Source organism: Winogradskyella psychrotolerans, assembly GCF_018860565.1.
GTDB lineage: Bacteria > Bacteroidota > Bacteroidia > Flavobacteriales > Flavobacteriaceae > Winogradskyella > Winogradskyella damuponensis.
Genome location: NZ_JAHKPS010000018.1, coordinates 261183 through 276740, shown reverse-complemented (window position 1 = coordinate 276740; position 15558 = coordinate 261183). Strand labels below are relative to the sequence as shown.

Sequence of the window (15558 nt, the reverse complement as noted above, 5' to 3'; positions counted from 1 at the left end):
AAATTAAGATGCAGATTTGTTTTTATTAAATACAGATTTAATGCCATTAAAATCAATAAAATATTGAAGACGTAATGAAAACGTGTGTTGTATAGGTTGTTCAAAAAGATTGTTTAAGCTTTCAGAATAATTGTTTTGGGCAATAGAATTAGCGTTAAACAATTGGTTTCTGTATAAAGCGGTTAAAAAACTTCCAGGTGCAAATTGCCAAGAGTAATTTAAATCGATGTTCCAAGTACTAAAATTAATATTTGGAGATTCTTCAATATTACCTAATGTATAACCAGAAGCAGTTGTTAAACGACCAGTATCTAAAAGGGTAAATAAATCGTTGTCGTAATTTACAGTATCCCAATAATGTCTAAAGCTAAGTACTAAAGAGTTAAAAGGATTGAAGGCGTAGTTAGCAGAAATACTATTGGTTACAATTTGCCTGTTTCGTTCTCCAAAAATAGTTTGTTCATCTGCTTCTGCTGCATAACCACGATCACCGTTAGCAAAGTCGTAACTCAGTTCGTAAATAAGTAAGAGTTTATTGTTAACTCTAAGGCGTGGTTTAAAATCAAAATCATAAGTAAATAAGTCTCTGCCATTTTCAAATAAGGCACCAATGTTGGCGCTTAAATCTAGGGCAAATCTTCGGTTGTAATTTGATGAAATCCATCCGCCAGTGCTTACAAAATTTTCATAGATAAATGGTCTGCCATCTCTAGATTCAAAGTAATCGTTCTGTCTGCCTGGTTCTATGTTTAATCTAAAACCAAAACCATCTAATTTATTTGTTGTAGCTTGATATGTGATGCCAAAATTAGACTGCGCATATACATTAGGATCTACTAATTTATTATAATTAAAAAAGGCATTGATGCTATAATTATTTAAACTTCCGCTAGGCTCAAAGGTTTGGTACGATATATCAGAACTAAAGGTGTTGTAATTATTTCTTAACAGAAGTCCAAGGTCGTTGATATTAAATTTAGTGTCTGCAAAACTGTGTTCTACACTATAGCGTAAATTACCATGAATTTTAGCCAGTTTTAAATAACTACTAAAGCCTGTTTCGTTATTAGAGTTTTGGTAGTTTACATTGCTCATTCGTAAATCGGACGCTACACTATATGTATTGCGTTTATTAATTAGGTTAGCAACTAAAGCTGTTGCATTAGCATCTCTAAAGTGACCTTCTCTAAGTACATTAGTATTAATTAAACTAACAGAAGAGTTGCCGTTAAATTGTTGGTCTACAACTAAAATATTGTAATTAGCAAACGGTTCAACTATGGTTTTGCGTTTTTCGTTAGTTAGTGTGTTTTTTATGGTAGCTGTGGTTTTTTCTGTAATAGCATTAAAAAAGCCTATACCAAGACCATTTTTTGTTCTACCAGACACTTTTACGGCATTTAAAACTTTAACCTCATTTGGTGTGTTAGCTTCTTCATTTTCGTTAAGAACAATTTTACCGCTTGGTTTATTTCCAATACGTCTAGAAAAGAATAAACCTCCTTTAGAAAATAAATCCACACCTTCTGTAAAAAATTGACGTTGTTCAGAGAAGGTTTGTTCAAAAGGACCAAGGTTTAAAACGACATTATCAAATCCTGCTTGGCTAAAATCGGGGACCAATGTTGCGTCTAAGGTAAAATTATCTGTGAGTCCGTATTTAACATCCATTCCAAATTTTAAGTCGGTATTAGTTTCTCCATCAAAGCTATTAACGATACCTGTAGTAAAAGGGTAGAGGTTTAGCCTAACAGGTGGTTCTATAGCTTTAAGTCCTTTTATTTCACCATGATATAATCCTGAATTACCTTGGGTAGGGTCAATGGGATTCCAAGTAAATCGCGATCTAGATCGTCTAAATTCTCTATGAAATTGAACTCCCCAAGTCGGTTCTTCTTGATCTGCAAAACGCAATGTTCTATATGGGATTTTCATTTCTACAACCCAACCGTCGTCCATCATTTTAACAGCACTATCCCAAACACCATTCCAACCAAAATCCTCTCCAATAGTTGGATTAACTATAGCATCTGCTTGCTGGCCAGAACTAAAAACATAAAACGAAGTATCATTTTGAGCATCGTTATTGGGGTTTAGAACAAGTATAAAGTAGTCGGTTTGTCCAAAATTATCTCTACTAGTGAGTTGATTCATTATTTTAGTAGGATCATCATATAGGTAAGCTGCAACATAGATGGCTTTATCATCAAACGTCATCTTTACTTCTGTACGTTCGTTATGTGGAGCTTCTTTTCCAATTTCGGGTCTATTAGAAATAAAACCAGTAGCCGTTTCAGTATTTTTCCAAATAGTATCGTCTAAAATGCCGTCTATTTTTGGTGCTATTGCTGTACGTTGAATATTTAATACTTTTTTATCTTGAGCTATACTGATTTGTACATAACATAAAAATGTAAGCAAAAGCGTTAAAGAGCGAGCGGTCATAATTGTTTAGTCGTTTAGAATACAGATGTCATTATTTAGCGGTTATTACATCTGTATCGCCACAAAGCTAAGTTCTCAAATTAAGCAAAACTCTTAATTAAACGTTAAATATAAAGTGCGTAAGCCACTTACCGTTTAGTACTAGAAAATGATATTCATATATTATTTGGAATAATTATTGCTTTAAATTAGCTAGTAACTAATAGAGTATATGAATAAATACAAAAAATTAATAATAGGTATTCTCCTTGATGGTTTAGGTTTGGTTTCATTTATAATTCCAGGTGTCGGAGAATTTTCAGATATCGTTTGGGCACCAGTTTCGGGTTGGCTAATGACTAAATTATATGCCGGTAAGGCAGGTAAGGTAGCAGGACTTATTACCTTAGTAGAAGAAGCGTTGCCAGGCTTTGATGTGATACCAACATTTACATTAATGTGGTTTTACACTTATGTTTTTAAAAGAGAGAAAATTGAAAATAAAACATAAAAAAAGCACTCAAAATGAGTGCTTTCTTTAACTGTATTACAAAATAAGATTATTGAACTTGTATTGGAAATGTTACTTCTACATCTGTACTACCACCAGCATTTATAGAGGTTCCATCGTTTGGTTTTGTTGGTTCGTGAATTAATTCTATAATCAATGAACCTGTTCCGGCATCGCCAGTAACAAATGTTGTTGCTATTCCAATAGGATTACCATCTTCATCTATATCATTTTTACTAATTGTAATGTCTGAAATTGTAGTTGTGTAAAAGAACTCATGATCATCGCCTTCGTCTTCAACTTCTAAGGTAATATCATCAGCAGGATTTTCGGTTTCATTTAATAGTTTGATGGCACCTGTATATGTTGTGTTTGCTGTTAATGGACCAGAGACATCATAAGTTCCATCTGCACCACCTTCTCCGTCTAAATCTTGAAACTCTAAAGTAACAATATCTGTACCGTTAGTAAGTGTATAGCGTACTGTAGTGATAAGTTCTTCTTCATGATCATGATCATCATGGTGTCCATCGTCGTCACTAGAACAGCCTACAAATGCTAAACTTGAAACAAAAAGTAAGGCTAATAATTTAATTGTATTTGTTGATTTGATATTTTTCATCATTTTAATTTTTGAGTTAATAATTGATCTTTATTTTTAAGTTAATGTTTCTGCCCAATTCATGAGCAAAATACCTTTGTCTATTTAAGTACTCATTGTACTTTGTATTAAATAGATTTTCGACATTTAATTCTAATTTTAATGTTCCTGTTTTAAAAGCTTTAAAGCTAACAGAGCTATTAAAACTAAATAATGAATACGCAGGTGGAGTAGAGCTAATGTCTACATACACATCTTCTTGTAGTATTGGGTTAAATGTATAAAAGTTATAATCTGGAAATTTATTTTGTTGTAATACAGTTTTGTGAATTAAATTAATGGATAATTGATTTAACTCGTCATTATAATAGGATATACTATTCGTAAAATTTGTTGAAGGCATATGTATAAGTGGTATGTCTTGGCTAAGGTTTTCACCTTTTAAAAGACTTATACTGCCTTTGTAATTAAATTTATTAGTGATTTTTTTATTGACATCAATATCAATACCGAAAATTTGTGCATTAACCTGATTATACTCCCATACAGGAAATGCTCCTCTAATGGTTGTGGTAATACCAACAGGAATAAGTTGAATATAATCGTTAATAGCTTTAAAATACGGACTGATTGAAAATCCAAAATTCTGATTATTTCTTTCTAAAGACGCCACGAACTTATTCGCGATTTCTTTATTAAGGGTTAATAAACCAGTTTCTATTCTCGCAGCACTATGATGTAAACCGTCGCTAAACAATTCTGATGGGTTAGGTACTCGCGTTGCCAAACCATAATTAACAAATAAGGATATGTCGCTATTAAATTGCTTAGAATATCCCAAATTGGCAGAAATGTTATGAAATGTAAATTCCGGACGTGTTAAAATCTTAGAATTATCTATATTATTAGTTTCAAATTGCGGAAATAACTCATCGTAATTATACGTGTCATTCCAATCTGTTAAATTATACCGCTTTTCAGCTTCAATTCTTGTAAAATCGTAACGCGCTCCAGCACTTATTTCAGAAGACTCATTTAAGTCATAATTTCCAATCATATAAATACTTGCATCATACTTTTGAAAATCAGGAATTAAAGGACTTATTCCAGTACCTGAAACAGCATCATTTTGCTGATAACGCACTAATAAGCCTGTATCTATTTTAAGATTATCAATAGCATCTATATTCAAATTAGTCTGTAAAGAATTTGTGAATAATCTAAGATCTATAACAGGAGTGTCTGCTAAATTACCTCTTCTTAAATCGAATTCTTTTCGTCTGTTAATTTGCATATCATATTGTACCGATAATTTCCCAAAGTTCTTAAACCGCTTATAGGCTTCAATCTTTGCTAAATGATGCAAAATATTTTGTTTCGGGTAATCAATATTATATGAGAAATCTTCAATGACACGTGGTTCTCTGCTATTTATTGCAGCAACTAAATCTCCGACATTACCAATGTGTGATGCTTGTAAAATAGCGAACTCATTACTCACAACACTATAGTAGGCATCAAAACCTTTTTCAAAAGTTCTATAGCCAATTCTAGCAGAAGCATTGCTATTTTTTAAACCGCTATTGGTTAAATAATAGTCAGGTGCTTTAAAATCTCCGAATTGTTTGTAGCTTGCTTGAATTCTACCATAAAATCCAGATTTATAGGTTTTAACCAGTTCTGAATTTACATTACCACCACGTCCATTTGAATTTAATGATAACATAGTGCTACCAAATAAACTATCTTGAGCAACATAACGTTTAGGCTGGATAAGAATTAATCCACCAATAGCATCACTTCCGTATTTTAAAGTGTTAGCTCCTTTAATCACTTCAACTTTATTACTAGAATTAATATCAATGTTTGGTGCATGTTCATCTCCCCATTCTTGGTCAAACATGCGTACATTATTATTAATAATTAATAAACGGCTGCTGTGTAAACCGTGTATCATGGGTTTTACAATAGTATTTCCTGTATTTAGTGAAGACACACCACTTACCGAATTTAAAGCATCACCTAAGGATTTATCGGTGTATTTTTCTAAATCTGCTTTATTAATAGTTTTCTCTATACTAGTACCTTCTGTTTTTAAATGAGAATTCACCACAACTTCATTTAGTTCTTCTAAATGGTGTTCTAAGGAAATAATTTTAAAAACATCATTGTCAATGGTATATGAAACAGTTTTTGTTTCACATCCAATATGAGAAATAGTTAATGTTAAAGTGCCAGAGCAAAGGTTTTCAATTCTGAACTTACCATCAAAATCTGAAATTATATATTTATCACTTTCTTTAATGTAAATAGTAGCAGATTCTATGGGGGTGCCATCATGAAAATCTTTGACTTCACCTAAAAAAATATAGCTGCAGTTTTGACTGTAGCTAAAGCCAGAAATAGCTATAACTAAGCCAATAATTATTGATTTCATTCAAATAGATTTTATGAGAGTATTAGAAAATTTTTATTCTAACTCACATGAGGAGGTCCTCTTACAAATCGTGTGGAATGCTGATAACTTTTTAAAGAATTATAATATGAAGACAGCTGTTCTGTCGCTGTTATTTTTGTAATTATTTCGTAGTTGTTACAGACTAGAAATAAGTTGTTTGTGAGTTTGAATTTATAAAAATCACAATCTAAATCAGATTCATGAAAGTGAGTTTTAAGCGCGTTGTCTGAATCACAGACCTGATGCGAATGATGATTAAAAACATGAGTTAATTTTACAGCAGAAGGTAACAACACAAAAAGCATTAGCACAATTGCTAATGTTTTAAAAAGTGATGTTATTACTGTTTTTGTTGTCAATCTAAAAAGCGTTTAAATCCGAACCTTCGTAGCATTTTCTTTTCAAATTCCCAGAAAAATTTAAACTGACCAAAAAGCCATCCAAACATTACTAATAGAATTTGGTAGAAAATGAGCCCAATAATAATAAATAAAAACCAATAGAGAATAGGGTTTAAGTTTTCTTTAGTAATTCCAATAAGTTTTATTATAGGTCTTCCAACAAATAAGGATGATGTACCTGTAAAGGCAAATACCATAAAGACACGGATCATTTCCCATTTATAATCGAGAATCCATTTCTTTTCTAATTTTTTAAATATGAATAACGTTAATTTTAATAACAGAAAGAAAACAAAAATAGAAGCGACCAAACTCAGCGTTAAACCGTAGTTTTCTAAAAAGGCATTAGAAATTTTAAAAGCAGAATACCCTAAAATAACCAAACCAAAAAAGGGAAATAACAACTGCCAATTGTGTTGAATTTCCCAATGTTTTTTAAATTTTTCCATAGCACGAATATCGTGCTGCAAAATTAGTAAATTATGATGGTTTTCTATGCTAAATTCTAGGTGTAAAAGAAGATAGTTTTTGTTTGTATGTTAATTGGAAATAGATAAAGTAGTTATATAGCTTATAGTTTATTTCATATCCATAATCTGTACGTGTATCATAATCTATACGTAATTCATAAAGGTTTGGGTCGTAAGTTTGAGGTTGCATATTTCTTTGATTCCATGATTGTACAAATATGGCATTTCTAGATTCTAAAAATTCTTGAGAATAATAACCTTCAGGTCTTGCAGTACTCGCTAACCATGTGTTAAATCCTGGCTCTATAATAATAATTTCGTAATCGTTTTCATCACTATTTATATAAACGGTATCGCTTTGCACTATGCTATTTTTGTTCTCATTATTAATGGTTTGGTTTGTGTTATACGATTTGCAACTAGCAATTAAAACGAGCACAATAATAAATGGAATAATCTTTTTCATGTTTTTTTGTTTTTTTTGATGGATAGAGAGGTTTACTATTACTCATTTTTTTATGATAATATATTAAACGGCCTCGTTCCATAAATATTAAAGGTATTAAAAATTGTTAGTGTATTTATGTTTTTACTTCAAATTAACACTACAAAGCAAGGTGATATTTACTGTTTTTACAACCTAAATTATGTGAACTGATCATTTGAGTGCGTTAACGTAACTTTTCTGAAAGGTAAATGTTGTAGAATAAAAAAAAGCAGCTCGTTTGAGCTGCTTTTTTTTATTTTGAATGGCATTTTATTTTCCGAATAAACCGCCTAAAAGACCGCCAATTCCTCCTGAGCTTTTATTTCCTCCGCCTAAAACCATACCAGCGACATCATCGATAACGCTACCGTCACCATCGGCGTCTAATATTTTTTCTAGGAAACTTTGTTCATTGGCAGTATCGTTACCTCCAAGTAAACCACCTAAAAGGCCACTAATATCATTTTGTGAGCTTACATTGTTTTGGCTGGCTTGTTTTCCTAAAACACCCATTAGTATTGGAGCTGCTACTTTTAAGATGTTAGCGACAGATCCTGCATCTAAACCAGCTTTTTGACCAATAACTTGTTCTACACCTTGCTGCTTACTTCCTAATACATGATTAAGGATTTTAGCTCCATCATCTTTTACATTGTCATCAACACCACCACCAAACAAACCTCCGAGGTTATCTAAAATGCTACCATCATGCTTGCTGCTTAATGCTCCCATAAGTCCAGCTGCTCCATCTGGAGTAGAAGCGTTACGCTCCATTGCTTTCATTAATACTGGTAACGCCATTGTTAATACGCTACTTGTTTTATCTTGATCGGTACCTGTAGAACCAGAAACACCACTAATGATGGTTTTTCCTAAGTCACTGTTTAATAAATCTAAAATTCCTGCCATTTTGTTGTATATAATTAAGGTTAATAAAATTAAGCATTGTGTAAGGTACAAAAAAAGTCCCACGTTAGTAGGACTCATTTTATTTGCTTTGGTCACATTTAAATGCTTAACCTAAAATATTTATAATTTGTTCTGCTAATTCAGTACCAATTCTGTCTTGTGCTTCGTTGGTTGCTGCTCCTGTGTGTGGTGTTAATGATAACGCAGGATTCATTAATAATTGTACTTCAGGCTTAGGTTCTTTTTCGTATACATCTAAAGCTGCTCTAGCAACTTTACCGCTTTCTATTGCTTTTACTAAAGCAACTTCATTAACAACTCCACCACGTGCTGCATTGGCTATAATTACACCGTTTTTCATTTGGTTAAATTCGGCTTCGTCAATTACGTAGTCTTTTTGAGCTGGTACATGCAAGGTTAAAAAATCGGCTTGTTTTAAAACTTCTTCTTTTGAAATGGTTGTAATCTCAAAATTTAGTTTCTGACCATCAAAGAAATCTAATTGTAAGTCTGCTTTTTCTAAAAACGGATCAAAGGCTACGACTTTCATTCCTGCACCAATAGCCACTTTAGCTGTTGCTTGTCCTATACGTCCAAAACCTAAAACACCTAAAGTTTTTCCTTTTAATTCGGTGCCTTTAGCATAAGATTTTTTTAAGCCTTTAAAGTTAGCATCACCTTCTAATGGCATATCGCGATTAGAATTATGTAAATAACGTGCTAAACCATAAAAATGGCCAAATACCAATTCTGCAACTGAGTGTGATGATGCTGCAGGAGTATTTATCACTTTTAAACCTTTGCTACGTGCGTATTCTACATCGATATTATCCATACCAACACCGCCTCGTCCTATAATTTTAAGGCTTGGACAGTTGTCAATAATATTTTTTCTTACCGTTGTAGCACTTCTTACTAATAAAACAGTAATGTTATTTTTATTGATATAGTTTTCTAATTGTTCTTGTGCGACTGTGGTTGTTAATACTTCGTAACCAGCTGCTTCTAAAGCGTTAATTCCACTTTGAGAAACTCCGTCGTTTGCTAATACTTTCATTGAAAAACTTGTTTTTTTATTTCCGTAAAACGGAAACATTAAATTTTGTTATAATTATTTTGTGATGCGATTTCCATTTGTATGGTAGCTCACTTTAGGCTTTGCTCTCTAATTCACTCATGACTTCAACTAAGGCCTTCACACTATCTAATGATAGAGCGTTGTACATTGAAGCTCTGTAGCCACCAACACTTCTATGACCATTAATGCCATTAATACCAGCTTCTTTAATCATAGCTTCAAACGTTTCCTTAAGATTTTCGTTTTCTAAAGTGAATGTTGCATTCATCATAGAGCGATCTTCTTTTACAGCGTAACCTTTAAATAGTGGATTTAAGTCAATTTCAGAATACATTAAACGTGCTTTCTTTTCATTTAGCTCTTCAATGGCTTTAATACCTCCTAAGTTTTTCAACCATTCTAAGGTTAGCATAGATGTATACACAGCAAAAACAGGTGGAGTATTAAACATACTGCCTTTACTGATATGTATTTTGTAATCCATCATAGAAGGAATTTTACGCGATACTTTTCCTAAGATGTCTTCTTTTATTACAACTAAAGTTGTTCCGGCAGGTCCCATATTTTTTTGAGCGCCTGCGTAAATCAAATCAAATTTTGAAAAATCTAATTGACGTGAAAATATATCACTACTCATATCACATACTAAAGGAACAGGTGAGTTTGGGAAACTCTTCATCTGTGTTCCAAAAATGGTATTGTTAGAGGTACAGTGAAAATAATCGTAATCCTCTGGAATATCATATCCTTTAGGAATATAGTTGTAGTTGGCGCTTTTTGAAGAGCCTACTTCATATATATCATCATAGATTTTAGCTTCTTTAATAGACTTGTCTGCCCAAGTACCTGAATTTAAATAACCAGCTCTTTTTTCTAAAAGATTTAAGGCTACCATTAAAAATTGTGTACTTGCACCACCTTGAAGAAATAAAGCTTTATAACCCTTACCTTCAAGACCTAATAATTCTAATGCTAAGGATCTAGCGTTTTCCATAACATCTACAAAAGGTTTGCTACGGTGTGAAATTTCTAAAAGCGATAAGCCATCATCAAAATTTAAAACAGCTGCTGCTGCTTGTTCTATTACTGACTTTGGTAATACGCATGGTCCTGCACTAAAATTATGTTTTTTCATTGTATACTGAATTTAATCTTGAAGTTAAAACAGCTACAAAGGTGCTAATTAATTGGTTATTTTATGTTATTAAATTAATAATTTTTAGGCTACATTTTTAACAAAAACTCAACAGTATCTATATTATCTGCATATTCCCAAAGCTGTGGCTTTTGAGTTTTACCAAAAATAATTTCATCAGTAGAAAAATTATTTGCAACAATACATTGTATTTTATCTGCATCTGTTTTTAACTTATGCTCTAAATCTGTTTTGTTATCATAATACTCATAAAATAGCGTTGCGATAGGTGAGGCATAGCTTTCGTCTTCCTTTATCATTAGGAAACCATTTTCTAACATATCAAATTCACTCATTAAATAGACAGCCTTATTGTAGTCGTAATTATTTGCGTATTTAGATTCGTTAATAATAGGATGCCATTTGTAAACAGCATTAAAAAAGGCGTCAAAATCATAGTCTTTAGGTACAAATAACTTTGATACATTTCTGCAGCCTAAACCATAATATCTAAATATATCATGAGATAAGGCTTCTAGTTCTTCATTAGTTTCGTTACCTGTTAATATAGCAACCGAATTTCTGTTTTTTCTTATTATAGAAGGTTTGTCTTTAAAATAGTATTCAAAATAACGAGCAGTATTATCACTTCCTGTAGCGATAACTGCATCAAAGTTTTCTAGTTTTTCTTCAGTAAATTTGATTTTACCTTTAAAATTAGGTTCTATAACTTCTAAATATTTGGCTAAAAACGGTAATAAATGTTTGTCGTTAGAGGATTGTTTTACCAAGACATTATGACCGGAAATTAAGACAGATAAAAAATCGTGAAAACCAACCAATGGAATATTCCCTGCCATAATTATGGCTACAGTTTTGGGATTATTAATGTTAAACTGATACTTTTCTATCCAGCGGTTAATGTTTTTGTTACTTAATACATTAGACCAGTTTTCTAAAGTAAATGTAATGTTTTGTTGTGTAAACCAGCCGTTGTGTTCTTGAGCCAATTTTATTTGGTGTTTAAATCCGTCAAAGAATAAATCGTTAGCTTCAATCTTGTCGTTTTTGCTGATTTTATTTTGCTGAAATTGATTTATAAATTCGCCTAATTTTACAAAAGCGTTAATTCTTTGTTGTAAATCCATATACTGTTTGGTTATACGATGTTTTGGCTCTATTTTTGCAATTGCAAATTTACGCAATAAAGAGAAATGAGCTAAATAAAAGTTTTAGATTGTTGTTGAATTAATTTTTGATGCGGTCTTAAAATTACTTAATTAGTTATAAAAATAATAGATTAAAATAATGTTATGGCAATAATAATCACAGATGAATGTATAAATTGTGGAGCGTGTGAGCCAGAATGTCCAAATACTGCTATTTATGAAGGTGCTGACGATTGGCGCTATTCCGATGGTACCAGCTTAAAAGGCAAGATAGTTTTAACAAACGGTAAAGAAGTGGACGCAGAAGAAACACAAGAACCTATAAGTGACGAAGTGTATTACATTGCACCAGATAAGTGTACGGAATGTATGGGCTTTCATGAAGAACCGCAATGCGCGGCTGTTTGTCCTGTAGACTGTTGTGTTCCGGATGAAGACCATGTAGAAACGGAAGAACAGCTGTTAGGAAAACAACGTTTTATGCATCCTGATGGCCATTAAATCGTCTTAACCATAGATATTATAAGAATCCTAAGTCTTTAGCTTGGGATTTTTTTTGCTTTTAAAAATTAATTAGAGCGACTGTATTGCTGTTGTATATAGATAAGCTAACTTCGCCTCATTGTGCTAAACATGTTTTAGTGCTTCATTATAAAAGGATATGTTCCATAAAAATTACTCATATAATATGACACAAACTGAATTCTTAGAAAAAAATGTATTTAACGATTTAGAAAATGTAAACGATGGATTTGATAGTGAATCTACACACTATTTTTCAGCATCAGATTTTGAAACCGTATTAAAGCGTGTAGAGCATTTTGGTATATCAGTTTATAAAATTGAGCCTTGGTTTGAATCAGAGGTATATGATGTTGCTAATCACGATGCTTTTAAAAAGAAAGCCACGGATTCTAAATGGTATATTAAAGCATTCTCAGATTTTAAAAAACGCCAAGAAGGCTTGTTGTATTCTGCAACTTTTAAGGTTTCTAAAAAGCTGTTAGAGCGAGAGTAATGTAGTGTTATTTGTATTATTAATTGAGATATAAATCCTGAGTTTTTAACTTGGGGTTTTTAATATTGTAGCCGTTAATTGTATGGGGTTTATCTCTTTTTTTTTAGCCCGTTTAATTAAGTGTTTATCCTAAAACGTTAGTAGTATTATTTATTTTTAAATTTATGACATATCAAGATGAATTTATTGTTTTCTGGGAACTGGTAAAAGAAAGTATAGCGGACTGTACTTTTGCAAAATTAACCATGGCTAAGACTATAGGTAAGCCAGAATTAAAGAATATATTTATTAGGCCAATATATTCTGATAGCGATTTTAAGGTTATGCTTAAATATAGTTTTAGACCAAGGGAAACTGAAGATATAGAGGAAGAAATGAGCTTGGATGATGCTTTAATCATTGTGAAGTCTCATTTAAAAAGTGCCTTTCTGTCTGTTTTGCTATTCTCTACGGAAAAAGATGTTGTATTTAAAGTAAATAAAAAAGGTGTTGGTAGTATTGCGGAAAGCTTTCCGACGTTTAAAAATATTGTATAAGCTCATTTTGTTTTGAATCTTTTTTCATAGTCAGGGTTTTATTATTTTTATCACCAACAAAACTATCAACAAGTCGCAAATGATTGCATTTAATAAGACAATTGCTTATACTAAAAGTTGGAAACACACATTGTGGATTGCGGTATTAGTTGGTGCAATTCTTCCATTGTTACTTATATTGTTAGAACCTTTTGATACGAGTAATGAATTTTCTTATAAACATCTAAAGCTTTCAGGTTATGCGGCTTGCATTGCGCTACCTATATTAGTCGTACATCCATTAGAGAACTATGTATATATACGGCAAGCTAATCGTTGGTTTGTGATTAATGAGTTTCTATATATACTTTTTACATTGTTCTCAATATTTGTATGTTGTTTTTTTTATCATTTTTATGTAGTTAGTGGTAGTTCAATTCTAAATACGTCTTACATCTGGGGTTTTATAGGAACGTTCGGATTGCCGTTTACACCGCTGATTGTGCCTTTGTGGTTGTATTTGCGTTCAAAATATGGTATTATTGAAGTGCCGCTTCAAGATAAAAAGAACGTCATAGAAGAAAAAAGTATAATGATTCAGGGCGAAAGTAAATCTGAAATCCTCACCATTTTTGAGTCGGATTTTATCTATGCGCAATCCCAACAAAACTATGTCGAAGTCTATTATCTCACTAAAGACGGAGTACAGCAGAAAATGTTTAGAAGTACTCTTTCTAACATTATAAAACAATTGCCAAATGCGTGGCAAGTTCACCGTTCTTATTTGGTGAATTTAGATTATTTAACTGCTGTAGAAGGAAATGCGAGGAAGCGTTTTATGAAAATTTCTAATATAGAAGATAGTATTCCTATTTCCCAGAAGTACTATGCGGCCTTGTCTAAGCGGCTTTCAAATTCGTCCCAAGACCTTCAAGATTAGCCCTGAAGTTTCAATTTCGACACAAAAACCTCAGGTTCATCACACTCTTTTTTTTAGGTGGTTTTTATGCTTTCTATTTGTAGGGAACATTAAAAACAACACCAATGAAAAATTTCACAACTTTTAGCTTTTTAATTTTAATCGTAGTATTAACAAGCTGTTCTTCGCGTAAATATGTTAGTTATTTAAAAGATCATACCGAGGTCGTAGAAATGACAGATACGCTTCAGTTTAATTCCTTAGATAAGACGTTTTATAAGAATAAACTCTTTTTGGTAGGTGAGGTTCATGAGGTAGCGTCGTCACCTAGAATAGATTATGCGATGTTTGCGCAACTTAATGAGAAGGTAAACATCGATATCTACTTAGCAGAAATGGATATTGCACAAGGTTATTACCTACAGAAATATCTTGAAGGCTCTGATGATCGCCAATTAAAGGATATTCTAAAAAAATGGGTAGTTTATATTGGGAGTATTTCTGAGCAATACCGCAATAAATGGGTGAAAATGCGCGCTTATTATGCGCAACTTCCAGAAGCTTATAAGTTTAAGCTCGTGGCTATTGATAAAATTTCAGATTTTAACCTGTTACGAGAATTGCTAAAAGAAAAATTACCAACAGCTTATCATTCAGCTATTCCAGTAAGTGAAGAAGCGTTAATTGCATGGTCTGAAGCCGAATTAAAGACTATTCTAGAAACCGAAGTATTAGAATTAGCAACTGAGGATGCACGTCTCTTAAAAAACATTCAATTTAATTTAGCAAACCACAAGAATATAAGATCACGCGATCAATTTATGTATCTCAATTTTAAGAGATATTACACGCAAAACGAGTGGAAAGATGAAAATATCTATGGAGGGTTTGGGTTCGCACATACGTTACAGGCTTACGATTATATGTTAGCAGGAAGAATTAAAAATGATACGTCTATGCCGTATTTTGACAAAATGGTGAGTATGAATGCCTTATATGTAGACTCGAGATTAACAGTAGATAGTAGAGCGCTTCCAAAATTTATGCAAGATAAAGGTGAGGATTTCACAAGATTCAAATACTCTCAAGATAATAGATTGTTTATGTATATTCAGGGTATAGCGGATTACAAACGCGTAACGGAACCAAATTCTATTAGTTTGTTGAAATTAGACGCTAAAGATTCGCCGTATTTAAATTCTACACGAGGCACCAAAGTGAAGAAGCTAATCACCATTTGGGAGGGCTATGATATTTTAGAGGGAACAGTAACTACAGACTATGCGCAATATGTGTTTTTTGTAAGAAATGCAGATTGGATTACGCCAGATGAGCGTATTTAATTTCTGAATGTACGAACTGAATCACGTTTAAATTTAAAGCTTATGAATAAAAATAACATAGCGAATAAAACCTAAAAGATAAAAGAGAAAGTTGAGCTTTGCTTATTTGTTTTAATTCTT

16 protein-coding genes are annotated in these 15558 nt (G+C 32.3%); 6 read left to right on the top strand and 10 right to left on the bottom strand.

Annotation, left to right across the window (positions count from 1 at the left end; genetic code table 11):
• Nucleotides 1–3: 3 nt before the first annotated feature.
• Complete coding sequence (locus KO504_RS07790; RefSeq protein WP_215925765.1) at nucleotides 4–2445, bottom strand: DUF5916 domain-containing protein; 2442 nt, start codon at nucleotides 2443–2445, stop codon at nucleotides 4–6.
• A gap of 211 nt (nucleotides 2446–2656) precedes the next feature.
• On the opposite strand from KO504_RS07790, the gene KO504_RS07785 reads away from it, so the two are divergent.
• Nucleotides 2657–2935: a hypothetical protein gene (locus tag KO504_RS07785; RefSeq protein WP_215925764.1), complete on the top strand. Its 279-nt coding sequence runs from the start codon at nucleotides 2657–2659 to the stop codon at nucleotides 2933–2935.
• Nucleotides 2936–2984: 49 nt separating this feature from the next.
• On the opposite strand, the gene KO504_RS07780 is transcribed toward KO504_RS07785, so the two are convergent.
• The 9 genes from KO504_RS07780 to KO504_RS07740 all read right to left on the bottom strand — a co-directional run bounded on the left by KO504_RS07780 (nucleotide 2985) and on the right by KO504_RS07740 (nucleotide 11622).
• The gene (locus KO504_RS07780; RefSeq protein ID WP_354667390.1) at nucleotides 2985–3560 is read right to left on the bottom strand and encodes a type 1 periplasmic binding fold superfamily protein; all 576 of its coding nucleotides are present in this window, start codon (nucleotides 3558–3560) and stop codon (nucleotides 2985–2987) included.
• A 13-nt stretch (nucleotides 3561–3573) separates the two neighbouring features.
• Nucleotides 3574–5973 carry a TonB-dependent receptor gene (locus tag KO504_RS07775; protein ID WP_215925763.1) on the bottom strand — a complete coding sequence of 800 codons (2400 nt, stop codon included), beginning with the start codon at nucleotides 5971–5973 and terminating at the stop codon, nucleotides 3574–3576.
• A 38-nt stretch (nucleotides 5974–6011) separates the two neighbouring features.
• Nucleotides 6012–6353 (bottom strand): hypothetical protein, encoded by a 342-nt coding sequence (locus KO504_RS07770; protein WP_215925762.1) that lies wholly within the window; start codon nucleotides 6351–6353, stop codon nucleotides 6012–6014.
• Complete coding sequence (locus tag KO504_RS07765; RefSeq protein WP_215925761.1) at nucleotides 6350–6844, bottom strand: DUF6787 family protein; 495 nt, start codon at nucleotides 6842–6844, stop codon at nucleotides 6350–6352. The genes KO504_RS07770 and KO504_RS07765 overlap by 4 nt, the downstream gene beginning before the upstream one ends.
• 49 nt (nucleotides 6845–6893) lie before the next feature.
• The gene (locus tag KO504_RS07760; RefSeq protein ID WP_215925760.1) at nucleotides 6894–7331 is read right to left on the bottom strand and encodes a DUF6146 family protein; all 438 of its coding nucleotides are present in this window, start codon (nucleotides 7329–7331) and stop codon (nucleotides 6894–6896) included.
• A gap of 291 nt (nucleotides 7332–7622) precedes the next feature.
• On the bottom strand, nucleotides 7623–8261 hold the full coding sequence (locus tag KO504_RS07755; RefSeq protein WP_215925759.1) for a DUF937 domain-containing protein: 639 nt from the start codon (nucleotides 8259–8261) through the stop codon (nucleotides 7623–7625).
• Nucleotides 8262–8367: 106 nt separating this feature from the next.
• Entirely contained in the window at nucleotides 8368–9318 is a 951-nt protein-coding gene (locus KO504_RS07750) for a D-2-hydroxyacid dehydrogenase (protein WP_215925758.1), read from the bottom strand.
• Nucleotides 9319–9412: 94 nt separating this feature from the next.
• Nucleotides 9413–10474, bottom strand: coding sequence for a 3-phosphoserine/phosphohydroxythreonine transaminase (gene serC, locus KO504_RS07745; RefSeq protein WP_215925757.1), 1062 nt, complete (start codon nucleotides 10472–10474; stop codon nucleotides 9413–9415).
• An 89-nt stretch (nucleotides 10475–10563) separates the two neighbouring features.
• Nucleotides 10564–11622 (bottom strand): acyl-CoA reductase, encoded by a 1059-nt coding sequence (locus tag KO504_RS07740; protein WP_215925756.1) that lies wholly within the window; start codon nucleotides 11620–11622, stop codon nucleotides 10564–10566.
• Nucleotides 11623–11787: 165 nt separating this feature from the next.
• Between KO504_RS07740 and KO504_RS07735 the strand changes: the two genes are divergently transcribed.
• The 5 genes from KO504_RS07735 (at nucleotide 11788) to KO504_RS07715 (ending at nucleotide 15438) form a co-directional block, all read left to right on the top strand.
• Nucleotides 11788–12144 (top strand): 4Fe-4S dicluster domain-containing protein, encoded by a 357-nt coding sequence (locus KO504_RS07735; protein WP_215925755.1) that lies wholly within the window; start codon nucleotides 11788–11790, stop codon nucleotides 12142–12144.
• Nucleotides 12145–12331: 187 nt separating this feature from the next.
• Nucleotides 12332–12661 (top strand): hypothetical protein, encoded by a 330-nt coding sequence (locus KO504_RS07730; RefSeq protein WP_215925754.1) that lies wholly within the window; start codon nucleotides 12332–12334, stop codon nucleotides 12659–12661.
• Nucleotides 12662–12825: 164 nt separating this feature from the next.
• Complete coding sequence (locus tag KO504_RS07725) at nucleotides 12826–13197, top strand: hypothetical protein (protein WP_215925753.1); 372 nt, start codon at nucleotides 12826–12828, stop codon at nucleotides 13195–13197.
• 79 nt (nucleotides 13198–13276) lie between these two features.
• Entirely contained in the window at nucleotides 13277–14116 is an 840-nt protein-coding gene (locus tag KO504_RS07720) for a LytR/AlgR family response regulator transcription factor (protein ID WP_215925752.1), read from the top strand.
• A gap of 104 nt (nucleotides 14117–14220) precedes the next feature.
• Nucleotides 14221–15438, top strand: a complete 1218-nt coding sequence (locus KO504_RS07715) for a hypothetical protein (RefSeq protein ID WP_215925751.1) — start codon at nucleotides 14221–14223, stop codon at nucleotides 15436–15438.
• Nucleotides 15439–15558: the final 120 nt, after the last annotated feature.